Annotated in this window: 26 protein-coding genes; 12 read left to right on the top strand and 14 right to left on the bottom strand. The window is 62.3% G+C overall.

Annotated elements, in window-relative coordinates:
• Positions 1-39: 39 nt before the first annotated feature.
• Positions 40-261: a 50S ribosomal protein L31 gene (gene rpmE, locus EN807_RS06670; RefSeq protein ID WP_065011237.1), complete on the bottom strand. Its 222-nt coding sequence runs from the start codon at positions 259-261 to the stop codon at positions 40-42.
• 202 nt (positions 262-463) lie between these two features.
• Between rpmE and EN807_RS06675 the strand changes: the two genes are divergently transcribed.
• On the top strand, positions 464-2,281 hold the full coding sequence (locus EN807_RS06675; protein WP_135934353.1) for an ABC transporter transmembrane domain-containing protein: 1,818 nt from the start codon (positions 464-466) through the stop codon (positions 2,279-2,281).
• Between the two features lie 43 nt (positions 2,282-2,324).
• On the opposite strand, the gene EN807_RS06680 is transcribed toward EN807_RS06675, so the two are convergent.
• Positions 2,325-4,505 (bottom strand): DUF3857 domain-containing transglutaminase family protein, encoded by a 2,181-nt coding sequence (locus EN807_RS06680; RefSeq protein ID WP_189522361.1) that lies wholly within the window; start codon positions 4,503-4,505, stop codon positions 2,325-2,327.
• Between the two features lie 52 nt (positions 4,506-4,557).
• On the bottom strand, positions 4,558-6,042 hold the full coding sequence (locus EN807_RS06685) for a carboxypeptidase M32 (protein ID WP_135934355.1): 1,485 nt from the start codon (positions 6,040-6,042) through the stop codon (positions 4,558-4,560).
• A gap of 186 nt (positions 6,043-6,228) precedes the next feature.
• Between EN807_RS06685 and EN807_RS06690 the strand changes: the two genes are divergently transcribed.
• Complete coding sequence (locus EN807_RS06690; protein ID WP_128342561.1) at positions 6,229-6,582, top strand: DUF1304 domain-containing protein; 354 nt, start codon at positions 6,229-6,231, stop codon at positions 6,580-6,582.
• A 225-nt stretch (positions 6,583-6,807) separates the two neighbouring features.
• On the opposite strand, the gene EN807_RS06695 is transcribed toward EN807_RS06690, so the two are convergent.
• The 8 genes from EN807_RS06695 to EN807_RS06730 all read right to left on the bottom strand — a co-directional run bounded on the left by EN807_RS06695 (position 6,808) and on the right by EN807_RS06730 (position 14,107).
• Positions 6,808-7,839: a peptidoglycan -binding protein gene (locus EN807_RS06695; protein WP_029348904.1), complete on the bottom strand. Its 1,032-nt coding sequence runs from the start codon at positions 7,837-7,839 to the stop codon at positions 6,808-6,810.
• Between the two features lies 1 nt (position 7,840).
• Positions 7,841-8,863 (bottom strand): MotA/TolQ/ExbB proton channel family protein, encoded by a 1,023-nt coding sequence (locus tag EN807_RS06700; RefSeq protein ID WP_135934356.1) that lies wholly within the window; start codon positions 8,861-8,863, stop codon positions 7,841-7,843.
• Positions 8,864-8,976: 113 nt separating this feature from the next.
• Positions 8,977-9,669 (bottom strand): hemolysin III family protein, encoded by a 693-nt coding sequence (locus EN807_RS06705; RefSeq protein ID WP_135934357.1) that lies wholly within the window; start codon positions 9,667-9,669, stop codon positions 8,977-8,979.
• Positions 9,670-9,775: 106 nt separating this feature from the next.
• Positions 9,776-10,576: an inositol monophosphatase family protein gene (locus EN807_RS06710; protein WP_127314495.1), complete on the bottom strand. Its 801-nt coding sequence runs from the start codon at positions 10,574-10,576 to the stop codon at positions 9,776-9,778.
• 41 nt (positions 10,577-10,617) lie between these two features.
• Positions 10,618-11,184, bottom strand: coding sequence for an elongation factor P (gene efp, locus EN807_RS06715; protein ID WP_065011342.1), 567 nt, complete (start codon positions 11,182-11,184; stop codon positions 10,618-10,620).
• A gap of 172 nt (positions 11,185-11,356) precedes the next feature.
• A complete protein-coding gene (locus EN807_RS06720) occupies positions 11,357-12,388 on the bottom strand; it encodes a tetratricopeptide repeat protein (protein ID WP_246684022.1) in 1,032 nt (343 codons plus the stop codon).
• Position 12,389: 1 nt separating this feature from the next.
• Entirely contained in the window at positions 12,390-13,037 is a 648-nt protein-coding gene (locus EN807_RS06725) for a thiamine phosphate synthase (protein WP_135934359.1), read from the bottom strand.
• A gap of 134 nt (positions 13,038-13,171) precedes the next feature.
• Positions 13,172-14,107: a DMT family transporter gene (locus tag EN807_RS06730; protein WP_135934360.1), complete on the bottom strand. Its 936-nt coding sequence runs from the start codon at positions 14,105-14,107 to the stop codon at positions 13,172-13,174.
• 133 nt (positions 14,108-14,240) lie between these two features.
• On the opposite strand from EN807_RS06730, the gene EN807_RS06735 reads away from it, so the two are divergent.
• Together EN807_RS06735 and EN807_RS06740 are read left to right on the top strand one after the other, a co-directional pair.
• Entirely contained in the window at positions 14,241-14,699 is a 459-nt protein-coding gene (locus tag EN807_RS06735; protein ID WP_135934361.1) for an Lrp/AsnC family transcriptional regulator, read from the top strand.
• A 112-nt stretch (positions 14,700-14,811) separates the two neighbouring features.
• Positions 14,812-15,582 carry a sulfite exporter TauE/SafE family protein gene (locus EN807_RS06740; RefSeq protein WP_135934362.1) on the top strand — a complete coding sequence of 257 codons (771 nt, stop codon included), beginning with the start codon at positions 14,812-14,814 and terminating at the stop codon, positions 15,580-15,582.
• 56 nt (positions 15,583-15,638) lie between these two features.
• Here EN807_RS06740 and EN807_RS35425 read toward each other — a convergent pair whose 3' ends face one another.
• Both EN807_RS35425 and EN807_RS35430 read right to left on the bottom strand, forming a co-directional pair.
• Positions 15,639-15,779, bottom strand: a complete 141-nt coding sequence (locus EN807_RS35425) for a hypothetical protein (protein ID WP_189522362.1) — start codon at positions 15,777-15,779, stop codon at positions 15,639-15,641.
• 81 nt (positions 15,780-15,860) lie between these two features.
• Positions 15,861-16,010: a hypothetical protein gene (locus tag EN807_RS35430; RefSeq protein WP_189522363.1), complete on the bottom strand. Its 150-nt coding sequence runs from the start codon at positions 16,008-16,010 to the stop codon at positions 15,861-15,863.
• 260 nt (positions 16,011-16,270) lie between these two features.
• Between EN807_RS35430 and EN807_RS06745 the strand changes: the two genes are divergently transcribed.
• The 8 genes from EN807_RS06745 (at position 16,271) to EN807_RS06780 (ending at position 21,888) form a co-directional block, all read left to right on the top strand.
• Positions 16,271-16,675, top strand: coding sequence for a hypothetical protein (locus tag EN807_RS06745; RefSeq protein ID WP_127314501.1), 405 nt, complete (start codon positions 16,271-16,273; stop codon positions 16,673-16,675).
• Between the two features lie 364 nt (positions 16,676-17,039).
• Positions 17,040-17,570 carry a DUF1465 family protein gene (locus EN807_RS06750; protein WP_135934363.1) on the top strand — a complete coding sequence of 177 codons (531 nt, stop codon included), beginning with the start codon at positions 17,040-17,042 and terminating at the stop codon, positions 17,568-17,570.
• A gap of 319 nt (positions 17,571-17,889) precedes the next feature.
• Positions 17,890-18,399 (top strand): crossover junction endodeoxyribonuclease RuvC, encoded by a 510-nt coding sequence (gene ruvC, locus EN807_RS06755; protein ID WP_135934364.1) that lies wholly within the window; start codon positions 17,890-17,892, stop codon positions 18,397-18,399.
• A gap of 56 nt (positions 18,400-18,455) precedes the next feature.
• Complete coding sequence (locus EN807_RS06760; RefSeq protein ID WP_095517992.1) at positions 18,456-18,725, top strand: AbrB/MazE/SpoVT family DNA-binding domain-containing protein; 270 nt, start codon at positions 18,456-18,458, stop codon at positions 18,723-18,725.
• Positions 18,703-19,122, top strand: a complete 420-nt coding sequence (locus EN807_RS06765) for a type II toxin-antitoxin system VapC family toxin (protein WP_127314504.1) — start codon at positions 18,703-18,705, stop codon at positions 19,120-19,122. The genes EN807_RS06760 and EN807_RS06765 overlap by 23 nt, the downstream gene beginning before the upstream one ends.
• A 27-nt stretch (positions 19,123-19,149) precedes the next feature.
• Positions 19,150-19,770, top strand: coding sequence for a Holliday junction branch migration protein RuvA (gene ruvA / locus EN807_RS06770; RefSeq protein ID WP_135934365.1), 621 nt, complete (start codon positions 19,150-19,152; stop codon positions 19,768-19,770).
• Between the two features lie 43 nt (positions 19,771-19,813).
• Positions 19,814-20,851, top strand: coding sequence for a Holliday junction branch migration DNA helicase RuvB (gene ruvB / locus EN807_RS06775; RefSeq protein ID WP_135934366.1), 1,038 nt, complete (start codon positions 19,814-19,816; stop codon positions 20,849-20,851).
• 128 nt (positions 20,852-20,979) lie between these two features.
• Positions 20,980-21,888, top strand: a complete 909-nt coding sequence (locus EN807_RS06780; protein WP_135934367.1) for a metallophosphoesterase — start codon at positions 20,980-20,982, stop codon at positions 21,886-21,888.
• 6 nt (positions 21,889-21,894) lie between these two features.
• Here EN807_RS06780 and EN807_RS06785 read toward each other — a convergent pair whose 3' ends face one another.
• Positions 21,895-23,145, bottom strand: coding sequence for a cellulase family glycosylhydrolase (locus EN807_RS06785; protein ID WP_135934368.1), 1,251 nt, complete (start codon positions 23,143-23,145; stop codon positions 21,895-21,897).
• Between the last annotated feature and the right edge of the window lie 121 nt (positions 23,146-23,266).

A 23,266-nucleotide genomic window follows, 5' to 3' on the forward strand; every position in this document is an offset into this window, starting at 1 on the left:
CCACGAGGGCGGGTTCTTGATCTGCGAAAGGCCTGCGGCTTAGAGGCCGAAACCTTCGAAACGCTTCTTGAACTTCGACAAGCGGCCGCCGCGGTCGAGCAGGGTCTGCTGGCCGCCGGTCCAGGCCGGATGGGTGGTCGGGTCGATGTCGAGGTTCATCGTGTCGCCCTCCTTGCCCCAGGTCGAACGGGTCATGTATTCGGTGCCGTCGGTCATGACGATCTTGATGGTGTGGTAGTCGGGATGGATGTCGGTCTTCATTGTGCTATTCCTGGTTCGCCGGCGCTGCTGACGGGCATAAGCCTGCGTCGATGCGCCCCTTTTTAAAACTCGAAGCCGCAGCTATTGAGGAGCCACGGCTTTTAAAAACGGTCGGCGAGCCTATACATCAGCCGGAATTGAATCACAAGGCCGCGACAAGCGCATATTAAGGCGCATACAAAAAGAGCCAGAGGAAACGGTTATGGCGCACTCCAGCGGCGATGCAGACGAGCGTAGGCGCTCGCTCAAGCCGCTGCGGCGCCTGTTCCCCTATATCACCCGCTACCGTAAGATGGTCATTGGCGCGGTCGTCTCGCTGACCGTAGCGGCGGCGACGACGCTGGCGCTGCCGCTGGCCGTGCGGCGCATGATCGACCACGGCTTTTCAGCTTCCGATTCCAGTTTCATCGCCGAGTATTTCGCCATGCTGGTGGTGATGGCTGCCTTGCTCGCCGCGGCGTCGGCCAGCCGCTACTATTTCGTCATCACGCTGGGCGAGCGCGTCGTCGCCGACATCCGCAACGACGTGTTCCGCCATGTCACGACGCTGTCGCCATCTTTCTTCGACACCGCCCAGTCGGGCGAGATTGTGTCGCGGCTCGCCGCCGACACAACGCAGATAAAATCGGCGGTCGGTGCCACCGCTTCGGTGGCGCTGCGCAATGTCATCCTGGGGCTCGGCGCCGTGGCGATGATGGTCTTCACCAGCCCGAAACTGTCGGGCCTCGTCATTGCCGCTATCCCGGTGATCGTGCTGCCGCTGGTCGCCTTCGGCCGCTCGGTGCGGCGCAAATCGCGGCTGGCGCAGGACACGCTGGCCGACGCGACGGCCTATGCCAGCGAGCAGATCGGCGCGGTGCGCACCCTGCAGGCCTTCACCAACGAGAAACTGGTCACCGGGAATTTTTCATCTGCCGTGGAAGCCGCGTTCGAGGCGGCGCGATCTTCGATCTTTGCCCGATCTTTCCTCACCTTCTTCGCCATCTTCATGATCTTTTCCTCGGTGGTGGCGGTGCTGTGGTTCGGATCGCGCGACGTGCTTGGCGGGACGCTGTCGCCGGGCACGCTCGGCCAATTCCTGCTCTATTCGGTGTTCGCCGCCGGCGCGCTCGGTGCGCTGTCGGAAGTGTGGGGCGAGCTTGCCCAGGCGGCGGGTGCTGCCGAACGGCTGACCGAGATCCTGGCCGAGAAGCCCGCGATCCAAGCCCCCGCGCATCCGAAACTGCTACCGGCGACGGCCAGAGGCGCAATAAGTTTTGACGACGTATCCTTCTCCTATCCGGCTGGGCCCGACCGCGCCGCCGTCCACGGTCTGAGTTTCCAGGTCAAGCCCGGCGAGACGGTGGCGATCGTGGGCCCGTCGGGCGCCGGCAAGAGCACCGTCTTTTCGCTGCTTCTGCGCTTCTATGACCCCGAGATCGGCAAGATCATGATCGACGGCGTTAATGTGCGAGAGGCCGATCCCGTCGCCATACGAGAGCGCATCGCCATCGTGCCGCAGGATGTCACCATCTTCGCGGCCAGCGCGCGTGACAATATCGGCTTCGGCCGTCCGGACGCCAGCCAGGCCGAGATCGAGGCGGCGGCCAAGGATGCGCTTGCCGACGAGTTCATCCTGAAGCTCGAGAAAGGCTATGACAGCGAGGTCGGCGAGCGCGGCGTGACCCTGTCCGGCGGCCAGCGCCAGCGCGTGGCGATTGCCCGCGCGATTCTGCGGGATGCGCCGATCCTTCTGCTCGACGAGGCGACCTCGGCACTCGACGCCGAAAGCGAGACGCTGGTGCAGACGGCGCTGGAGCGGCTGATGCAGGGCCGCACCACCATCGTTATCGCCCACCGGCTGGCGACGGTTCTGAAGGCCGACCGGATCCTCGTCATGGATGGCGGCTGCATCGTCGAGGAAGGCACCCATCAAAGCCTCGTTGCCAGGGGCGGTATCTATGCGCGGCTGGCCAAGCTGCAGTTCGAAACCGGGGCGAATGCTTCAGAGGTGCCGCGGAGTAGCATCGGGCAAACCTGACGGGGCCACCCTCCAGCCAGCCAACAGGCTGCTGAAGTTTTTATCAGCCACCGAAAACTGAGTGTCTGCTGCGCCGATAGGCGATGAAGAATGGAACTCCGACGAGCAGGGACAGTAAAAACATGCTGGCGATAACTTGCCGTTGTTCCATGGCCGGATCGCGGACCTTCACCTTCGCCAGCGGCGGGTCTTCGTAAGTAAAATCATACTGCCACTGGAGATTGTCGGCGATGTCGTCAACGGATTTCAGATAATCGACGATCGCCTTGGCCGGCACCTCCGTCTCCAATGTCTGGAAGTTCCAACCAACACGAAATTCGGTTGGGGTGTTGCTCCAGGATGCCTTGAGCGAGACATAGGGCGTAATGACGTCCTTTATCTGCTCCCCGGAAAACCTGGCTTTCAGATTGCGCATGACGATGCTGTAGCGCTTGTAAAATGGAGTGCCGAGAGAAATAGGACCGATCCTGCCGACCATCGTTGGCGTCGGAAGACTGCCCCCGAGATCGGCCTTGATGGTAAATTGCTTGGCAAGGTCGTTGGCCGCCAGCGCGTCTGCCGGCAATTGGTAACTCTCTTTTACACTCAGGACGTTGCCGTCACGGCGGTCGATGATATCCAGTCCGGCGATGCTTCGGATACCGGGATACTGCTTGCTGTAGTATTGCAGATAGGTGTTGGAGAGATCGGTCAAGGACTGGCTGGCCAGTTTTTGACGCATCCAGTCGGCGTTGGCGTCTTCATACATCGAGAAGACCGTCAGCGTCAGCGGGTCGCCCGATTTCCTTGGAAAGTCGAACTGTTCCTCAACCTGGACCGACGGACTGGTAAGCACCGCACTTGGCATCTTTTCCAATCCGCCAGTGCTGGAAAGCGGCAGCGCGAAGCCGTAGTCGGCTTGCACGAGATTGTGCGCCTTACCCCCTTGAAGATCGTTGGTGGCGTCCAGCCAATATATCTGGGTTCCGATCTTTACCTTCACGATAGCATGATCGAAATTGCTAAGCGCCGGCAGATGCTGATCCAGGGCCCGTCCCTGGTCGAGATCCGCCAGGGCCACTTCGGCAGAAATGCCAAGTCGCACGAGCGACGAAGCAAGCAGCAATGCCTTGTCCTTGCAATCACCAAATCCGCTACGCAGGACAGTCGCAGGGTCGCGCGGAATGTGAGATCCGGCACCGATGGACAGGCTGACATAGCGTATCTGATCCTGCACCAACTGCATCGCCTGGACCATCCGGTCCGCGGGTACCGGATCCTTGATGGCTATAGCGTCGAGCTTTGCGGCGAAGTCGGCAGGAAAGCTGGTGACGGGCTTATAATGGGCCGCAACTGCATCGACCACACTTTGCCAATTCGCAGTGGAGGATACATCGACAGAGCCCCAGGCCGGATACTCTGCCGGCAGATTGTCCTCAACCTTGACCGGTTTCGGGTTTGCAATTTCCCACAAATAGACACTGTCCGATCCCGATGAAGAGATCGAAGGCCGGAGTTGGGTTCCCCGTGTCTTGACGTGCAGCGGCTGTGCGGTCGGCCAGGTGATGGTGGTCCTGATAAGCGCTACCGGTTCTTCCCATTCGGACGCGAAACTTTTGAAGAAAAGCTCCTTCCCGACGAGCGGGGTTACCTCATAGGTCGATCCATAGTCGATGATGTCGCCGACGCGCACGTCATCGATATTGGCATGCGCTGTCAGCCAGCCATCGAAGACGCCTTTCTCGGCGTCTTTTTCCTTGCGGAAAATGTCGAATTTGACGTCTTCCAGTCGGTCCAGCACGGCACCATCGCGGATGATTTGAAGATGGTTGAGCGTGACCTTGTGTCGGGACGGGTCGAACTGCAGATCGATCCCCGCGCCCTGTTCGAGGCCGGGACGGTCGACGATCTTGTAGACAGTGCGCCAGTATTCAACATAGCCGACGGCGCGGTGATTGATCTGATCGTCCGAGAGCAGCCATGAAATGCCGTTTTTGACCTGATCCGATCGCGCAGGGTCGGCAGCCGGAATATCAACCTGCTTTACCCAGCTTTCCGTCGGGCCCCTGAGAACCATGTCGTCGGACATGGCGGGAGAATTCAGGCCGATCAGCAGGCCGAAAAGGATGACGAGGCACCGGAAAGACTTGACTTCACGAAAACTGATACAGGCCGACATCTGCCCCCGCAGACTTGAAGAAAGCCCTTTTTCTGTGCCTTTCCAGCCAAAGTAAAGCCTGGCCATGCAGTTTTTTTGCAGCCTCCGATAGCAGGAAGCGACTTTGGGTGTGGCGTATTCAGCCGCCGTACCGCTTGCGCAGATGCTGGGTGAAATGCACTGCATTGAGCTTTTCACCCGTCGCGCGTTCGAGCAGGTCGGGCGTCGACCAGCGCGAACCTTGCGACCAGATCCTTTCACGGCGCCAGCCGTTGATCGCCGCGAAATTTCCCGTGGCGAGGTCTTCGTCGACCGAAGGATGGTCTCTGGTCAGCGCCGCCCATTGCTGCGCCGCCATCATGGCGCCCAGCGTATAGGACGGGAAATAGCCGAAGGCGGCACCCGGCCAGTGCACGTCCTGCATCGGCCCGTCGGCCGGGTTGTCGACGGTCGACAGGCCGAGATAGTCGCGCATCTTGGCGTCCCAAGCCTCGGGCAGGTCGGCGGCCTCCAGCCGCCCCGAGACAAGCTCCTGCTCCAGCTCGTAGCGCAGGATGACGTGCAGCGGATATGTGACCTCGTCGGCGTCGACGCGGATCAGCCCGCGCTCGACCCTATGAACATGCGGCAGGATGTCGTCGATCGACCAGGTCTCGCCCAGGTGCCGTTCGACCACCGGCAGCGCCCAGCGCCAGAATTCGGGGTTGCGGCCGATCTGCTTTTCGACGAACAGGCTCTGGCTTTCATGCACGGCCATGCCGCGCGCTTTGCCAAGCGGCCAGTGCGCCCATGCCTTCGGCAGGTTCTGTTCGTAAAGCGCATGGCCGGTTTCGTGCAGCACGCCCATCAGTGCCGACAGGAAGTCGGAGGTCTTGTAGCGGGTGGTGATGCGCACGTCGCTCGGGACGCCGCCGCAGAACGGATGATGCGAAACCGAAAGCGAGCCGTGGGTGAGGTCGAAGCCGACCGCCGCCATCATGGCGAGGCCAAGCTCGCGCTGCTTTTCGATCGCGTAGCTGCCCGAAAGCGGCTTCAGAGGGTTTTTCGCCAGCCGCTCTTCCTGCACGGCCAGTGCCTCCGGTACGAACTCCCTAAGGAAGGTCTTCAGCTCGGCGAAGACCGGCGTGATGTCGGCGGCGCGGTTGCCGGGATCGTACTGCTCCATCAGCGCGTCGTAGGGATCGAGGCGGAGCACGTCGGCGCGAAGTGCTGCTTCCTCGCGCACTAGCGCCACGACGCCTTCGAGCGCCGGCAAAAATCCTGCCCAGTCGTTTTTCGCGCGCAGGTCGCGCCAGAGCTGCTCGGAGCGCATGCGCGCGGTCGTTTGGCGCTCGACGAATTCAACCGGCAGGCACGTCAGGTTGGTATACTGCCGCCGGAATTCCTTGACCGCTGCCTGCTGTTCTTCGTTCAGCGTTTCCTGCTCGGCCGCAGCGATCCAGTCGGCGATCTCCGGCGCGGTCGCTCTGGCGTGATGCATGCCGGCCAGCGCCGACATCGCCTCGGCGCGCTTTTCGCCGCCGCCGACGGCCATGTGGGTCGCCTCGTCGGCGCCGAGAATGGCGAGCGCATGCTCCAGCGCTTCGAGCTTGTGACCGAGGTCGTCGAGTTTTTGAAAGGACATGGTGGGTTCCGCTGAATTTGAACGACGGGAAAAGATACCAATGCGCTGATATTGGCAACCCTGAACGCCGTCGGCGATGGGCACATTGGTTGCTAGCACGATGCACGCCGCAATGCGTCTTGCGGGAGCGGTGGCGTGCGTGATCAATATCACAAGGCGGCGCCGTGCCGCGACGGGAGATGAAGCATGATCGCCAACGTGCTGGTCGGGTTGGTGGCGCTGATCCACCTCTACATCGTCTATCTGGAGATGGTGCTGTGGAATACGCCGCGCGGCCACAAGGCGTTCAAGCTGACGCCGGAATTCGCCAGCGCATCGAAAGTGCTTGCGGCCAACCAGGGGCTTTACAACGGCTTTCTCGCGGCCGGGCTGATCTGGGGGCTTTACCTCGGCGAGGCCGGTTTCCAGATCAAGGTGTTTTTCCTGCTCTGCGTCGCTATCGCCGGCCTCTATGGTGCGGCGACGGTCGACAGGAAAATCCTCTACATCCAGACTCTACCGGCAGTGCTGGCGCTGATCGTACTTTGGCTGGGCGCATGACCCCGAAAAATCGGAATTGATGGGAAGGCGGTGGGACGCCACCTTCCGGCCGTGGGCCGTCGGTTCCGTAACGTCGCGATGGATGGTTCCACCGCCGGCGGTTCTCGGCCCCGTGACAGAGCCTAGGAGCGGTCCTCGGCAAAGTGTAGTCAAAAAAGGTAATCTTTTCAGGCCTTGCTAGCCCGCATCGGCGTCCTAAATCGGCCGCCGCTGGAGCCGGGGCGATCAGCGCTCGGTCAGTTTCAGCTCGATGCGGCGGTTCTTGTTGCGTGCGTCTTCGGTGTCGGCGGGGTCGAGCGGCTGGAATTCGCCGAAGCCGGCCGCAACCAGCCGGTTGGCCGGCACGCCGTTTTCGATCAGGAACTTCACCACCGAGGTCGAGCGCGCCGTCGACAATTCCCAATTGTCGCGGTAGCGGCCGGTGCCCGATAGCGGCTTGTCATCGGTGTGGCCGTCGACGCGCAGCACCCAGTTGATCTCCGGCGGGATCTCCTTCTGCAGGTCGATAATGGCGTCGGCGAGCTTCTTCATCTCGTCCTTGCCGGCATCGTTGATCACTTCGGAGCCTGTCGGGAAAAGCACTTCCGACTGGAAGACGAAGCGGTCGCCGACGATGCGGATGTTCTCACGATCGGCGAGGATCTCGCGCAAGCGCCCGAAGAAGTCGGACCGATAGCGGTTCAGTTCCTGCACCCGTTGCGCCAGCGCGACGTTCAGGCGGCGGCCGAGATCGGCGATCTTGGTGTTGGACTCGCGGTCGCGCGTTTCGGACACGTTGAGAGCTTCTTCGAGCGCTCCGATCTGCCTGCGCAGCGCCGCGATCTGCTGGTTGAGGATTTCGACCTGGCTCAGCGCCTGCTGGCTGATCTGGCGCTGGTTGTCGAGTTCACCAGAAAGCGCCGTGGCGCGCTGGTTGGCCGCGTCGCCGGCACCGGCGCCTTGCGCCAGCAATTGCTCGAGCCGGCTCTTTTCCGCCTCCGACGCCGACAGCGACGCCTGCAAATTGGCGAGCGAATCTTCCTTGTCCTGCGTCGTCGAGCGCTCCAGCGCCAGAAGCTGGGTCAGTTCGTTTATCTGCAAGTTGAGGCGGTTGAGTACCGTGTCCTTGCCGGAGATTTCGCGGCCGAGCAGGAACTGCGCCAGCACGAAGACGGTGAGCAGGAACATGATCGCCAGCAGCAACGTCGACAGCGCGTCGACGAAGCCTGGCCAGTAATCGATACGGCGATCGGTACGCCGGCTCCTGGCGAGAGCCATGCTAATGGACTCCAGTCTTCTTCAGGGCGTCGGCGATCTTCTCCAGCGTATTGCGCATAGCCTTCTGCTCGTCCGACTGGGCCTCGACCCAGTCGCGCATGATCTGCTGCTCCGAGCGCATGTTCTTGACCAGGCCCGAAATGCCGTCGGCAAGATTGGCCATGGCGGTGGCGACACGCGGATTGGCGCCGCCGTTTTCCTGCATGTTGCGCAGTCTTTCCGACAGGACGCGGATCTCGTCGGAGGACTCGGCCTTGGGCGGTTCGGCGACGACGATGTCGGAGGACAGGTCGGTGACCGAGGACAGCCAGTTTTCGAGCTCGGTATAGAAGCGTGTCTGGGCGCGGCCAGCCTGCAGGTCGAGGAAGCCGAGCACCAGGGAACCGGACAGGCCAAACAGCGACGACGAGAAGGCGGTGCCCATGCCGGCGAGCGGCGCGGAAAGCCCCTGCTTCAGCGATTCGAGCACGACGGCGGCATCGCCGGAGCCGGGATCGAGCGAGTCAATAGTTTCGCGGATCGAGCCGATCGTGTTGAGCAGGCCCCAGAAGGTGCCGAGCAGGCCAAGGAACACCAGCAGCCCGACAAGGTATCGCGAGGTATCGCGGCTTTCGTCGAGGCGGGTGGCGATCGAATCGAGCATGGTGCGCATCGAGCTGGTCGAGAAGGCGATCGTCGACGAGCGGCCGATCATCGCCTTCATCGGCGCCAGCAGCACCGGCTCGGTTGTTTCGGAGCCGGCCCGAAAGGAGTTGACCCAGCGCACTTCGCGAAACAGCCGGCCGACCTGCACGAAGGCCAGCAGGATGCCGACCACAAGCACGCCGATGATCAGGCCGTTGAGACCGGGATTGGTGGCGAAAGCGCTTGAGATCTGACGGGTCAGGATGGCGGCGATGAAGGCGACGATCATCAGGAAGATGACCATGGTCAGCAGAAAAACCTGCGGGCTCGACAATTTGTGCGGATCGTACATCAGGACGTCGGAGCGTCTGCCCACGCCGAAGGATTTGAGAAAAGCCATCCGTGCCCCGTTTCCGATGCCGCTGCCGTCAATTCACGTTTGACGGCGACTCTAAACGCAATTGTGACCAAATTGAATGGCGCTTGGCAATATTGCCGGCCGGACCATTGGCGTCAGAGTCGGTTGATGACCAGGCAGTCGACCATGGCGGCAAGATGCAGGCCGGCGCCGGTGACGACAAAGCCGTGCCACAGCGCATTGTGGAAGCGCAGGCCCTTCCAGGCGAAGAAGATGACGCCGCAGGAATAGACGATGCCGCCGGCAACGATCAGCGCGATCGACGTCGTCGGCAATGTCTGGACCAGCGGCTCGACAAGAACGATGCCGCTCCAGCCGATGGCGAGATAGAAGACGATCGCCAGCCGGTCGAAGCGACCGGGAAGAAGCACTTTGATGGCGATGCCGATCGCTGCCGCGACCCAGACCAGGACGATCATCGAGACGGCCAGCGGCGAGCCGTCGAGCTGGGCGAGGAAAGGCGTGTAGGTCGCGGCGATCAGCAGATAGATCGCGGCATGGTCGAAGCGCCGCAATATCCACTTGGCCGGCGACGAAACCGGCCACAGGTTATAGGCCAGCGACACCGACAGCACGGTGAGCAGCGAAACCACGTAGAAAGCGGCGGCGATATATTCGCCCGGACCGGCATGGAAGGAGGCCAGCGCCAGCAGCGCCGAGCCGGCGGCAATGGCGAGTACGATGCCCACCGCATGGACGATGCCGTCGGCGATCATTTCGGCGCGCGAATAATGCCAGCGTCCCATGAAGGGGATTTCGATCCGGGATTCGGGGCCGGTATGCATCATGAATGATCCTGCATCCCTTATCTGGGCGGATGCCGGACAGTATTTCAAGCTTTGGTTGCGGTTTTGCGACTGCGGCGGTTCAGCGCGCCAAGTCTGCTAGCTGAGCTTAGCGCGGCGTCACCGGCTTCCTGACGGTTTTCAACAGCGCGCGCTGGATGATCTCGTTGCCGGCGACGATCGAGCCGCCATCCAGCATGTTCTGCCCGCCGGCGAAGTCGGAGATGAAGCCGCCCGCCTCGCGGATCAGCAGGATGCCGGCGGCGACGTCCCAGGCCGACAGGCCGGTTTCCCAGAACCCGTCCATGCGGCCGGCAGCGACGTAGGCGAGATCGAGCGAGGCAGAGCCGAGGCGGCGCACGCCCGAGACTTCGGCCATCACGTTGCGCAGCTCGACCAGGAAATTGCCATGCTGGCCGCGCCCGAGATGCGGCACGCCGCAGCCGATCACCGTGTCGATCAGCTTGGTGCGGCCGGCGACCCGCAACCGGCGGTCGTTCATAAAGGCGCCGCCGCCGCGCTCGGCAGTGTAGAGTTCGTCCATCGCCGGATTGTAGACGACGCCGGCGACGATCTGGCCCTGACGCTCCAGCGCGATCGAGATGGCGAAGAGCGGAATGCCGTGCAGGAAATTGGTGGTGCCGTCGAGCGGGTCGACGATCCAGCGGTGCTGGCCGTCGTCGCCTTCGATCAGGCCGCGCTCCTCCATCAGGAAGGCGTAGCCCGGCCGCGCCTTCGACAGCTCGGTGAAAAGGATGTCTTCGGCCTTGCGGTCGGCCTGGCTGACATAGTCGCCCGGCCCCTTCATCGAGACCTGCAGGTTCTGGACTTCGCCGAAATCGCGCGACAGCGAGCGGCCGGCCTTCATGGCGGCCTGGACCATTACATTGAGGATCGCGGAACGCGCCATTGTACTTTTTCCTGCTGCGCTTCTTCCTGCTGCCGGGCGCTTTAGTCGGCGCGGCGCACGTAAGTGATTTCGTTGGTGTCGACGATGATACGTTCGCCCGACCCGATAAACGGCGGCACCAGCACGCGGATGCCGTTCTCCAGCATCGCCGGCTTATAGGATGAGGCGGCCGTCTGACCCTTCACCACCGGATCGGCCTCGGTGATGGTCAGCGTCACCTGGTCGGGCAGTGAAATGCCGATCGGCCTTTCATCATAGAGCTGGACCGTCACCATCATGCCGTCCTGCAGAAAGGCGGCGCGATCGCCGACGAAATCCTTTTGCAGTTCAAGCTGCTCGTAGCTTTCGGTGTCCATGAACACAAGCGCTTCGCCCTGCTCGTAGAGGTAGGAGAAATCCTTCATCTCCAGCCGGATCTGTTCGACGGTTTCGGCAGAGCGGAAACGCTCGTTAAGCTTGGTGCCGTTGATCAGGTTCTTCAGCTCGACCTGGTTATAGGCGCCGCCCTTGCCGGGCTTGACAGTGTTGGTCCTGACCGCCACCCACAGGCCGCCATCATGCTCGATGACGTTGCCGGGACGGATTTCGTTGCCATTGATCTTGGCCATGATGATGTGTCCGGAATGAGATTTTCGCGATGAAAGCGATTTGGCGCCTCCAAGACCACAAATCGCCAGGAGAGGCAAGGGAGTGGACAAGGGAGTGGGCAGGAGGGGGAGTAGGGGCGGAGCCATTCCCTCGTCAGCATTCGCTGCCAGATAATTCACCGTCCGCGACGCTTTACGGCAGGCGGTTGGCCTTCTGCAGCGCCTGCTTCGTCTGGTCGTCGGTCAGGCCCTGCAGAAAATCGTCCATCTGCGGATCGATCAGCCCGGCGCGCCGTGCGACGACGTACCAGGCGCCGGCAAGAATCGGATCCGGATCGGTGCCGATGCCGCCCATGTAAAGCTTGGCAAGGCGGTTCTGGGCGGCGACATTGCCGCTCTCGGCGGCCTGTTTCATCCAGCCGAAGGCGGACTTCAGGTCGCGGGCGCCACCACGTCCCTCGATCATCCAAGCGGCGAGATCGATCTGCGCCGTATCGTAGTTCTGCCGTGCTGCCTGCGCCAGCAGGCCGCGCGCCTGAACATCGTCGCGCGGCTTGCCGCCGACGCCATTGGCATAGACCTGCGCCATCGCATATTGCGCGTCGGCAAGGCCGGTCGCGGCGGCGCGCTGATAGTAGGACACGGCCTTCGCGATGCCGGAATCGCCGGGGTCCTGCTGAACCAGCAGCTGCGCGAAATTGAACTGTGCCAGACGGTTGCCGGCCTCGGCGGCGGCCTGCATCAGCGCGTAGGCCCCCTTTTCGTCCTTCTTGACGTAGCGGCCGTCGAGCAGCATCAGCGCATACTGGAACTGCGATTCTGGTATGCCCTGCTCGGCGGCAAGCGCGTACCACTTTGCCGCCTCCGCAGCGTTGACCGGCACGCCAAGACCGCGCGACAATATCTCCGCGACCAATGTCTGCGCCGCCGGGTCGCCGTTTTGGGCGCGAGCCAAAGCGAGGTTGTAGGCCGTCTTGTAAAGGCCGCGCTGGAAGGCGCCATAGGCAGAATCCGACGGCTTTGCACCGAAGCGGTCGGGATTGATGGCGTCGGCCGACGGCAACGGGGCCGTGGTGGCGGGCTGCGGCAGCGGCGCGGCGATCGGCTTGTCCGTGCGTGCACCGATGTCGGGCTTGGCTTGCGGCAACGGGGCGGTTTCCGCCACGGCGGCCTGCACCGTGAGCGCCGCAAGCAAAGCACCGAAAAGGATTGTCCGCGCCGGCACGTCAGTCCTCGAAACGCGGCGCGGTTTCGTCGAGCAGCGCATTGGCGCTGGCGACTGCCATCTTCGGGTCGACGCCGTCGGCAAAGACGGCGCTGGACAGCGCCACGAATTCGGCGCCGGTGGCAGCTACCGCTTCGACCGAGGCGAGGTCGGACCCGGCCATGACAATGCAAGGGATCTGGATCACATCGGCCCACCATTGCCCCAGCGACAGGTTGCGCGGGTGCGGCTCCGGCTTGTTGTCGTAGCCGAAGCGGCCGAAGAAGATGTAGTCGGGCCTGAGCTCGCCGAGTTCCAGCGCATCGTCGCGTGTCTTGGCGCCGCCGGTGCCGACCATCATTTTTGCCTGAAAACGTTCGATCGTCTCGGCGAGTTCGGCCTTGCCGACCTCGACATGGATACCATCTGCCTGGACGCGGCCGGCGATGCGGGTGTCGCCGGCAATGACGACGGCAACGCCTGCCGCTTGCGCCGCCGGCACGATCTGTTCGGCGAAGGCCTGGAAGGAGACCTCGTCCATGCCGTTCTCGGGCAGGATCAGCGAGGCGACGTCGCCGCCCTCGAACGCCGCGCCGATGCGCTCAGCCGGCACGCCGGGCGGCGCGATCAGCACGATGCGGCAGCGATTTGGAGGCGTTGCGTCGTTCATTGGTTTTCGATCCCGGTTTTCGCCTATGCCGGGCGAAGATGGTTGCATTGCGGCATAGAGCAAAGTGCCGGCCTTGAATAGGCGGGCGGGGCAGGATCATTGGCGCATGATTGTCGTCCGGCGACGTTCTTCGCTCACTTGATCGCCTGGGTGCTCTCGGCTGGGATTTTCGATTTCCACAGTGTCCAGCCAAGATTCATGCCGGCGGCAGCGACCAGGATGGCGGCGGCGCCGACGATCTGGGCCGGATGCAGCCGGTGGCCGAAGGCCACGACATCGACCAGGATCGCGACCACAGGGTAGATAAAGGACAGCGACCCCTGCAGATGCGTCGGCAGTTTCTGAATGGCGCCGTACATCAGGATGTACATCAGACCGGTATGGACGACGCCAAGCGTCGTCAGCATGCTCCAGCTCCACGCATCCGCGGGAAGCTGGGAAAGGTTGGCGAAGGGTGCCAGCATGACGACGCCGACGCAGACCTGGATCAGGGCGATCAGGTGCGGTGGCGTGCCTTTGAGCTTCTTGGTGACGATGGCGGCGACAGCCCAGAAGAAAGCCGCACCCAGCGCCATTGCGATGCCGGTAAAATAATCCGTACCGACATTACCTGTGCCTGTATTAGGACCTGCATCGGGCCCCACATCAGGCGAGGCCTGCACGATCAGCAGCATGCCGGCGAAGGCGATGCCGAGCCAGGCCAGCTTCGTCATGGTCAGTCGCTCTGAGAAGAAGAGCGCGCCAAAGCCGACCAGCATGAAGGGCTGGGTGTTGTAGACTGCCGTGGCGATCGAGATCGAGGCGTGGGAAAACGAACTGAACAGCAGCAACCAGTTGATGACGATGGCCGCGCCCCCGAGCGCCGCAATCGCCACGATGCGCAGCGACAGCCTGCCGCGCAGCAATCCCAGAGCAGCGCAGATGATCAGCAGCGTTATCGCGCCGAAGGCGCAGCGCCAGAAGACGACGTCCATGATGGGCTCGCCCGACATGACGACGAACCATCCGATCGTGCCGAGGATGGCCATTGCGGCCGTCATCTCGATTGTGCCGCGTACCGTGCTGTCCATGAAGATTACCTCTCGAATGCTGATGGTTGATAATCCCATGCGGCACCAGCGCTTCCTATGTTTTGCGATAGGTGATATGCCGGCCGTGCCTAATTAAATAAGGTGACGGCGGCCTTTTCATTGGGAATGTCAAATGCTGGACGATCTGGACCGACGCCTTCTCGAAATCCTGATCAAGGATTCGCGAACCTCATTGAAGGAACTGGCCCAGCAGGTAGGACTGTCGTCGCCGAGCGTGGCGGAACGGCTGCGCCGGCTGGAGGATCGTGGCGTTATCAGGGCTTTCACCGTCGAGATCGACCCGCAAGCGCTCGGCTACTCGCTGCAGGCGATCGTTCGCATCCGGCCCTTGCCGGGCAAGCTGCATATCGTCCAAAAGCTGATCGAGGAGATCCCGGAGTTTGGCGAATGCGACAAGGTGACGGGCGACGACTGCTTTGTTGCCCGGCTGTTCGTGCGCTCGATCGGCGATCTCGACAAGCTTCTCGACCGTATCGCCGACAAAGCCGAAACGAGCACAGCCATCATCAAGGCGCAGCCGATCCGGAGGCGCCCGCCGCCGCTTGCCGCGACCGCCATCTCAAAACCGTAACAGGCCTCAGCACTCACGACGCATCGCATTGTTTGCACATTTGCGGTCGCGGCGCGAAGGTTTATCGGCTATTCCAGCGTCTATACGCTTTCCCTCCAACTGCTCCCCGCCGATGTCAGGTCTTCTGCTCGATCCCTGGTTCTATGCCGCCGCCATTCCAGCCGTCATCCTGGTCGGTCTGTCCAAGGGCGGCTTTGGCGGTGCGGTCGGTTTCATCGGCGTGCCGCTGATGGCGCTGGCCATGCCGCCGGTGCAGGCCGCCGCCATCCTGCTGCCGATTCTATGCCTGATGGACATCGTCTCGGTGTGGACATGGTGGGGTGTCTACGACCGCAAGATGCTTACGGACATGATGCCGGGGGCGGTAATCGGCATCGGCCTCGGCTGGCTGACCGCGGCGCTGGTGACAGCGGAAATGGTGCGGCTGATCGTCGGCGCGGTGGCCATTATCTTCGTGCTTCGCTGGGTCTATCTACAGATGCGGCACGGTGCGAGCCACTCAGCCGAGCCCAACCGCGCGGCTGCTGCCTTCTGGGGGACGGTCGCCGGCTTCACCAGCTTCGTCGCCCATGTCGGCGGTCCGCCCTTTCAGGTCTATGCGCTGCCGATCCGGCTCGATCCGAAAGTGCTGTCGGGCACCGCTGCAATCTTCTTTGCCGCCACCAACGCATTGAAGCTTATCCCCTATTTTGCGCTGGGACAGTTCGATACCTTGAACCTGACCGCGTCGGCGGTTCTGGCACCGCTGGCGCCGCTTTCGACCATCGCCGGCGCCTGGCTGGTCCGGCGGATGCGGCCGGAACTGTTCTACCCCTTCACCTACGCAACCGTGGCGGTCGTTGCGGTCAAGCTTCTGTGGGACGGGATTGCCGGCCTTCTCTAGATTGCCAGCCATGGAAGCTGCCGGCAGCCGAGCCGCCAGCAGCGTCACAGTGGATTTCAGGCGGCGCTAGGCACCAACCGGCGCGTTCCGCCGAGGGCGAGAGCAATTCCGGTGGTCAGGACCAGCGCCATGCAGCCCAGGATGGTGATGTCGTTCAGCGTCGGCTTCAGCACCATGTCGGCGATGATCACCAGCATCACCGAATAGTCGACGCGTGCAGCGTTGAGGATGCGCTGGCCCTGAGCGAGGGCCCGCCGGCGTCACGCCGTCCTTGGCGATCACCCCGCCATGCGGTCGGCGGTCGGCTTGAAGATGAACATGCCGATGCAGAAGGTCGTCGCATAGCCGGCAAGGCCGATCAGGATCCACAGGTCGGAGAAGCCGACTGAGAACCAACACATGATCAGCCCGAAGGCGAGCGTCAGCATCGACATCGGCGCGAAGAGCGGCGCATACTTGCTCCGTCTCGCTGCGAGGAGCGGGCGTTTAGCGCGGCGCCTGTTTCGGAACGCAAGCGCGTCGCGCCGTTTTCTGCTATTCTGGCAGCGCCGGGGAAGGGTCTGGCGCGATGCGGCATCGTCCAGAAACATTGCCGATGCTAATGCGCCGATGCCGGGGACCCGGTGGCGGGTCGACCGCCTGAATTCAACCCATTCCCATGACGGGAAAAGGCAAATCGGGGGATACTATGCAAAAGGTAGCACGAAATTTCTTCACGCTGGCCGTCGTCTACGCATTGTTCGGGATGGCGCTCGGCCTTCAGATGGCGATCAGCAAAGACCATGCGCAGATGCCGACTCACGCCCACATCATGGTGGCCGGATGGCTGATGTCGGCGGTGTTTGCCTTCTTCTACCATCTGTTTCCGGCAGTCGCGGAAAAGAGGCTTGCCACCGTCCATTTCTGGTTGACGGCAATCAGTGGCATCGGCCTGTTGATCGGCCTTTATATCATGCTTGCCGGCAACCCAGCGATCGAGCCGCTGGTGGCAACGTCCTCGATGGGTTTTTACGCGGGATTGCTGCTGTTTGCCTACATCGCACTGCCGGTGGTGTGGAAAGCCGAGCGGCTTCCTGAGGCGCAAAAGGCCTGAGTATTGTGCTGTTACGGCACAGGCGGGCGGCGCTCGATCAAAAAATATCCGCGCCGTTAAGGCTTCATTAAGCTTTACAGGCGTTTACTATGTACATCCAGTGATCTGGATTCTTACCGAGTGGTTGGAGCCACTTTGTTTGACGCCTCCCTGTTAAACTCCTGAGAGCCGCCTTACCCGCGGCTCTTTTTTTGCCCGCGATCCGGATTGTCCGGGGGGCTGCGCCGCCGTTAACCGTTTGTTAAACATGTGCTTGCCTTCACCCGCCCCGAAGCGCATTTTCAAGTCTCGGTAATATAGGGTGCAGGACGTGACGGCGATGACGCCGAATCGACCGGCTGTAAGGCAAGTGCAGGGCGTATCGATGAACGACTCTTCGAAGGGAAGCGCGAAAACCATCAAGCTGGCGGAGCGCCGGGTTTTCTCCCAATCCTTCAAGCCGCTGTACCAGGAAGGCATGGGCCTGGTCGAGCAGGCGGCCGAATATCTGGACGGCAAGGGCCGGGCCGAGGCGAAGAAACTGTCCAGGCTGGCGGCGACGCTCTATGCGGCTGAATCGATGCGATTGACCACGAGGCTGATGCAGGTCGCCTCCTGGCTGCTTTTGCAGCGCGCGGCGAATTCCGGCGAGATGACCCGAGATCAGGTTGCGTCCGAAAAATCCAAAGTGCGTCTCGACACCGCTTCCGCCAACAACGATGCCGCAGGCTGGGTCGAACTGCCCAAAGATTTTCTTGACCTCGTCAACCGTTCGCTGCGCCTGCAGGCGCTGGTGCGTCGTATGGACGAGGAAATCTACGGCAGCGAATTGGCCGACGTCTCGCCATCCGGCCGCCGCGTCAATCCGGTTTCCGACCAGATCACGCTGCTGAACACGGCTTTTGCCCGCGGCTGACAGGCTGCTTGATAATTCTACTCCGACGGACACCTGGCGCCGTTTTCTGCGCTTGCCTACAGCGCCGCGCGTCTGGGGACGCGCAAAGGACGCTGGAGCACTTAGATTTTGCGCATGACCCTTTTCCGAAAATCGACGATTTCGGGCTCATGCGCGGGCTCACGGACCCAAATGTCCGCTCCGCTTCGGTTCTCGAAAACCACGCCATCTGCCCTCGTCAGAGCGAATTCTCAAACAGCTATGGGACGCTGTGGGAACGCTGTTTCTGGTTTGTTCACATTTCGCTGGCATCGCTGTCCGCCAAGGGTAGACTTGGCGAATGGGGGAAGCGATTCGCATCATCGGCATCGATCCGGGGCTGAGGCGTACCGGCTGGGGCATCGTCGAGAGCCTCGGCAATTCGCTGCGCTTCGTCGCCTCCGGCACCGTGCGTTCCGACGACAAGGCGGCGCTGGCGACGCGCCTTTGCCAGTTGCATGATGGGCTCGCCGAGATCCTGCATGCCGCCATGCCGCACGAGGCGGCGGTCGAGCAGACTTTCGTCAACAAGGATGCGGCAGCGACGCTGAAGCTTGGCCAGGCGCGCGGCATCGCCATGCTGGTGCCGGCGCTGGCCGGCCTGGTCGTTGCCGAATATGCGCCCAACGCCGTCAAGAAGGCGGTGATCGGCGTAGGCCACGGCGACAAGAAGCAGATCCACATGATGGTCAAGGTGCTGATGCCGAAGGCGAGTTTCGACACCGACGATGCCGCCGACGCGCTGGCCATTGCCATCTGCCACGCGCATCACCGGCAGAGTGTTGCCTATAGGATGGCGCTGGCCGGATAAGTTTGTTCTTGACCTGTTCTCGGTTCGGCAATAAGTAATACCAACGAGGTATTACCATGCGTGTGACGAGCAAAGGCCAGGTGACGATCCCGAAGGAGATACGGGATCATTTGGGGATTGGGCCGGGCTCCGAGGTGGAGTTCGTGCCCACAGACGACGGCGCTCGTGTTGTTGCGGTCAACGAAAACATTTCCGAAGAAGAGGCCTCTCGCAAATTCAGCCAGCTGCTCGATCATATGGCCGGCACGTTGGACTTGGGAGGCATGACAACGGATGAGTATATGGAGTGGCTGAGGGGTCCACGTGAAGATCTCGACATTGATTGACACAAATGTCCTGATCGATGTTTGGGGTCCTGCCGGACAGGAGACGAAGTGGTCGGCGTCAGCGATCACAGCATGCCGGCGCGATGGTACACTCGTCATCAATACAATCGTCTGGTCCGAACTCGCGCCGCTGATAGCGACCGAGCCGGCACTCCGTAAAGCAGTGGAAACGCTCAAGATGGATCGCGAACTCTTGCCATGGGAAGCGGCATTCCTCGCCGGTGTAACGCATTCCCGCTATCGCCGCGCTGGCGGGGTCAGCGAACGAACCCTGCCGGATTTCTTTATTGGAGCCCATGCGGTTGTCGCTGGGCATCGTCTGCTGACGCGCGATGCCGCCCGCTATCGCAGCTACTTTCCGGATCTCGATATCCTGTCTCCTGAAACCTATCCATGAGGGCCCTGGATCGATGAGAGCTTTGGCATGATCGGCAAGCTCAAAGGCACGCTGGAAGAGATCGACGAGGATTTCTGCATCATCGACGTGCACGGCGTCGGCTATGTCGCCCACTGCTCGACGCGCACGCTGGCCGCCTTGCCGGCCCCCGGCGAGGTGGTGGCGCTGTTCATCGAGACCTATGTACGCGAGGATATGCTGCGGCTCTACGGTTTCCAGTCGGTGCTGGAGCGCGAATGGTTCCGGCTGTTGATGAGCAATGTACAGGGCGTCGGCGCCAAGGTGGCGCTGGCTATTCTGTCGACGCTGGCGCCGGCCGATCTCGCCAATGCTATCGCGCTGCGTGATATTGCCATGGTCAGCCGCGCGCCGGGCGTAGGCAAGAAGGTGGCCGAGCGCATCGTCACCGAACTGAAGAACAAGGCGCCAGCCTATGCGGGCACTGCCTCCGGCACCATCGGCCTGAAGCAGGAACTCGGCGAAGGCGTCGCACCGGCGCCGATCACCGACGCCGTCTCGGCGCTGGTCAATCTCGGCTATTCGCGCGACATCGCCGCCAATGCGGTGGCGGCGGCGCTGAAGAGCGCCGGCGAGGATGCGGATGCATCGAAGCTGATCCGCTTCGGGCTGAAGGAACTGGCTCGGTGAGACTGTGCTTGTCCCGTTCCCTACCCTGTGCAAGGAAAGCGGCATGAGCCTTTCGCCACGCCTCATCGCTCCCGATAAGCGCGGCGAGGATGCCGAGCAAACCTTGCGGCCGCAGACGCTCGGCGATTTTGTCGGCCAGGCGGCGGTGCGGGCCAATCTCAAAGTGTTCATCGAGGCCGCCAAGGGCCGCAGCGAGGCGCTCGACCATGTGCTGTTCGTCGGGCCGCCCGGCCTCGGCAAGACAACGCTGGCGCAGATCATGGCGCGCGAGCTCGGCGTCAATTTCCGCTCGACCTCCGGCCCGGTCATCGCCAAGGCCGGCGATCTCGCAGCACTGCTCACCAATCTCGAAGACCGCGACGTGCTGTTCATCGACGAGATCCACCGGCTCAACCCGGCGGTCGAGGAAATTCTCTATCCGGCGATGGAGGATTTCCAGCTCGACCTGATCATCGGCGAAGGGCCGGCGGCGCGCTCGGTCAAGATCGACCTAGCCCGTTTCACCCTCGTCGCCGCCACCACCCGGCTCGGTCTTTTGACCAATCCGCTGCGCGACCGCTTCGGCATCCCGGTCCGTCTCAATTTCTACTCCGTCGAGGAACTGGAGCAGATCGTGCGGCGCGGCGCCCGCATTCTTGGCATGCCGCTCGGCGACGACGGCGCGCTGGAGATCGCGCGACGCGCGCGCGGCACGCCGCGCATCGCCGGCCGGCTGTTGCGCCGCGTGCGCGATTTTGCCTCCGTCGCCGGCGACGGTCATGTCGACCGGCAGATCGCCGACGAAGCGCTGACGCGGCTGGAGGTCGATGCGCTCGGTCTCGACGCGCTCGACCGCCGCTACCTCTCGATGATCGCGCGGAATTTTGGCGGCGGGCCGGTCGGCATCGAGACGATCGCGGCAGGGCTTTCCGAGCCGCGCGACGCCATCGAGGACATTATCGAGCCCTATCTGATCCAGCAGGGATTCATCCAGCGCACGCCGCGCGGCCGCGTGCTGACCGCCAGTGCCTGGCGGCATCTCGGCCTCGATGCGCCGAAGGACTTGGCGCAGCAGCAGATCAGCCTGTTCCAGGAAGAGTAGCGTCCGCGCGGCGTTGCGGCTTCATTCCTGCGCAAAATCTCCTAATCCTGGTCAGCTTGCCGGCGCATTTGCGGGCTCTAACGCTTCGTTCGTGGGACCGTCCGTCCCACGAACGACGGAGCTGAGCGATGATCACCAGACGTGGCTTCCTGCGCCTCATCGGCGGCTCGTTCTTATCGGCCGTGTCGCTCAGCGCTTATGCGGTTGGCCTCGAGCCGATGTTGTTGACGCATGTGAAGCGCTATTCATTGACGCCGCCAAACTGGCCTGCAGGATTGCGGCTTCGCGTCGTCGCTCTCGCCGATATCCATGCTTGCCGGCCATGGATGACGCCGGAGCGGATTAGGTCGCTTGCCGAACGGGCGAACAGCCTGCAGCCGGATCTGATTGTCCTGCTTGGCGACTATGCAGCCGGCACACGCCTGGTTTCGGACTGGGTGGGTTCCTCCGAATGGGCGCCGGCCTTGTCAGGACTGAAGGCGCCGCTCGGCGTGTGGTCAATCCTTGGCAATCACGACTGGTGGGAGGACCTTTCTGCGCAGAAAGCCGGGTTCGGCCCGACGGTGGCGCGCAGGGCGCTCGAAAGTGCCGGCATCCCGGTCCTGGAAAACGATGCGGTGCGCCTGGAAAAAGACGGGCATGGCTTCTGGGTCGCCGGACTTGCGGACCAACTTGCGCTGCGGCCGGGCAAGGCCTGGGGCCGCAGCAGATTCAAAGGACTGGACGACCTGCATGGCACGCTGGCAAAGGTGCGCGACAAGGCTCCTGTTATCCTGCTGGCGCATGAGCCGGACATATTCCCGAAGGTCCCGTCACGGGTATCGTTGACGCTTTCCGGTCATACCCATGGCGGACAGGTGCGGTTGCTCGGCTATTCTCCGGTCGTGCCATCCCGCTTCGGCAACCGTTTTGCCTATGGCCATGTTGTGGAGGAGAACCGTAACCTGATCGTCTCCGGAGGGCTCGGTTTCAGCATCCTGCCGGTGCGTTTTGGGATGCGCCCAGAAATTCTTTCGATCGAACTGGATTCAGCCTGAACCGCTTCAATGAAGTGACTTGATCGCGTCCATCACATCCGGCTCGGCCTTGTCGCCATCAAACGCCTCGACGATGCCGAAGGCGCCGCCATAGCTCCAGACCGACCACGAGAAGCCATGGGCTTCTGCGCGCGCGATCATATCCCTGACATAAGCGGCGCGGTATTCGGCCGGCATCACTTGGGCATTGCCGTATTCCTGGCGGATCATGCCGAATTCCCCCAGCGTGATGTTCTTCGGTTTTATCCCGTTGGCCTTCGCCCAGGCTTCGACAGTCTTGAATGGCGCGTCCATGATCCTGAGCAGCTTTTCGTCCGTATCCATGCTGGCGACCTGCTCGTCGAGATAGGCGAGCAGGCCGCTCTGCCGCGTCCATGGCGCCTCGGCCTTGATCCTTGCGCGGATCGTATCGAGCGCTGCCTCCAGCTGGGCGCGCGGGACGGCGCTGAGCGGATAGGGCAGGCCGGTCACATAGGGGATGAAATCGCCGGCCCAGGTCGCGCCCTGATGGGTCAGCAGGAACGGGTCGTAGGTATGAAAGGTCCAGATGATGTTGTCGTCCGGGATCGCCTTCGGATCGATCCTTGCCAGCGATGCCGCATTGGAATAGCAGGCGCCGGTCAGGATCAGGGTGAGCTTCGTGGCCGACGAACGCGCCGCCGCGAACAGTCTCTGCTGGCGCTCCGGCCAGAAGCTGGTGCCGTCGGCGTCGCAGTCGACGACCGGCTCGTTCATCGGCTCGAAGGCGACTTGGCGCGGATCCTCATCGGCCAGCGTGCGCGCCATCTTGCGCACCACCTCGACATAGGCTTCGAACATTTTCGGGTCGTCCATCACCTCGCCCATGCCGATCTTGCGGCTGCTGCCGCTGGGGATCAGGTGCATGTCGACGATCACCTTCAGTCCGGCACGATTGATCATGCGCACCGAGTCCAGCACGCTGGCATAGAGATTGTCGCGCTGCGTCAGGGTCTCGCCGGACAGGAACGGCGACGGATCGACCGGCATGCGCAGGAAATCGAAGCCGGCGCTCTTCAGCGCCTTGAGGTCATCGTCATTGAGGAACTTGCGCCACTCGGGATAGGGCAGGATTGCCTGCCGGTCGCTCCATTTGTCCTCGCCAGGCCAGGTCGTCCATTGGTCGAGATTGAGGCCGCGCTTCATCGAAAAGCTCGCTGTCTGGGCCGGCATCACCAGCGCGGCAAGCACGAGTAGCGCCGCCATCAAGGTCTTGATCATCGCCGTCAACAGTGCCATCCGGTTCTTGCGCCAAGCCAGTGCGTGTCGCCCAAGAGTGTGTAGCGGTTTTTGGGACAACGACACGCAAGGAAACAACCACCTAAAGTGCGTCGCGCTTTAGGTGCCCAGTCAGGCCCAA

The organism is Mesorhizobium sp. M5C.F.Ca.ET.164.01.1.1 (assembly GCF_004792125.1).
GTDB classification, from domain to species: domain Bacteria; phylum Pseudomonadota; class Alphaproteobacteria; order Rhizobiales; family Rhizobiaceae; genus Mesorhizobium; species Mesorhizobium wenxiniae.

Coding starts and splice junctions, on each gene's coding strand:
- EN807_RS06710 (WP_127314495.1), bottom strand. CDS start 10,576: ATGGCGCGTTCCGCGATCCTCAATGTAATGGTCCAGGCCGCCATGAAG.
- EN807_RS06685 (WP_135934355.1), bottom strand. CDS start 6,042: ATGTCCTTTCAAAAACTCGACGACCTCGGTCACAAGCTCGAAGCGCTG.
- EN807_RS35425 (WP_189522362.1), bottom strand. CDS start 15,779: ATGCTGGTGATCATCGCCGACATGGTGCTGAAGCCGACGCTGAACGAC.
- EN807_RS06725 (WP_135934359.1), bottom strand. CDS start 13,037: ATGAACGACGCAACGCCTCCAAATCGCTGCCGCATCGTGCTGATCGCG.
- EN807_RS06675 (WP_135934353.1), top strand. CDS start 464: ATGGCGCACTCCAGCGGCGATGCAGACGAGCGTAGGCGCTCGCTCAAG.
- efp (WP_065011342.1), bottom strand. CDS start 11,184: ATGGCCAAGATCAATGGCAACGAAATCCGTCCCGGCAACGTCATCGAG.
- EN807_RS06690 (WP_128342561.1), top strand. CDS start 6,229: ATGATCGCCAACGTGCTGGTCGGGTTGGTGGCGCTGATCCACCTCTAC.
- EN807_RS06705 (WP_135934357.1), bottom strand. CDS start 9,669: ATGATGCATACCGGCCCCGAATCCCGGATCGAAATCCCCTTCATGGGA.
- EN807_RS06680 (WP_189522361.1), bottom strand. CDS start 4,505: ATGGCCAGGCTTTACTTTGGCTGGAAAGGCACAGAAAAAGGGCTTTCT.
- EN807_RS06745 (WP_127314501.1), top strand. CDS start 16,271: ATGCAAAAGGTAGCACGAAATTTCTTCACGCTGGCCGTCGTCTACGCA.
- EN807_RS06730 (WP_135934360.1), bottom strand. CDS start 14,107: ATGGACAGCACGGTACGCGGCACAATCGAGATGACGGCCGCAATGGCC.
- ruvA (WP_135934365.1), top strand. CDS start 19,150: ATGATCGGCAAGCTCAAAGGCACGCTGGAAGAGATCGACGAGGATTTC.
- EN807_RS06700 (WP_135934356.1), bottom strand. CDS start 8,863: ATGGCTTTTCTCAAATCCTTCGGCGTGGGCAGACGCTCCGACGTCCTG.
- EN807_RS06760 (WP_095517992.1), top strand. CDS start 18,456: ATGCGTGTGACGAGCAAAGGCCAGGTGACGATCCCGAAGGAGATACGG.
- EN807_RS06740 (WP_135934362.1), top strand. CDS start 14,812: ATGTCAGGTCTTCTGCTCGATCCCTGGTTCTATGCCGCCGCCATTCCA.
- EN807_RS06695 (WP_029348904.1), bottom strand. CDS start 7,839: ATGGCTCTCGCCAGGAGCCGGCGTACCGATCGCCGTATCGATTACTGG.
- rpmE (WP_065011237.1), bottom strand. CDS start 261: ATGAAGACCGACATCCATCCCGACTACCACACCATCAAGATCGTCATG.
- EN807_RS06780 (WP_135934367.1), top strand. CDS start 20,980: ATGATCACCAGACGTGGCTTCCTGCGCCTCATCGGCGGCTCGTTCTTA.
- EN807_RS35430 (WP_189522363.1), bottom strand. CDS start 16,010: ATGCTGACGCTCGCCTTCGGGCTGATCATGTGTTGGTTCTCAGTCGGC.
- ruvB (WP_135934366.1), top strand. CDS start 19,814: ATGAGCCTTTCGCCACGCCTCATCGCTCCCGATAAGCGCGGCGAGGAT.
- EN807_RS06785 (WP_135934368.1), bottom strand. CDS start 23,145: ATGGCACTGTTGACGGCGATGATCAAGACCTTGATGGCGGCGCTACTC.
- EN807_RS06735 (WP_135934361.1), top strand. CDS start 14,241: ATGCTGGACGATCTGGACCGACGCCTTCTCGAAATCCTGATCAAGGAT.
- ruvC (WP_135934364.1), top strand. CDS start 17,890: ATGGGGGAAGCGATTCGCATCATCGGCATCGATCCGGGGCTGAGGCGT.
- EN807_RS06750 (WP_135934363.1), top strand. CDS start 17,040: ATGAACGACTCTTCGAAGGGAAGCGCGAAAACCATCAAGCTGGCGGAG.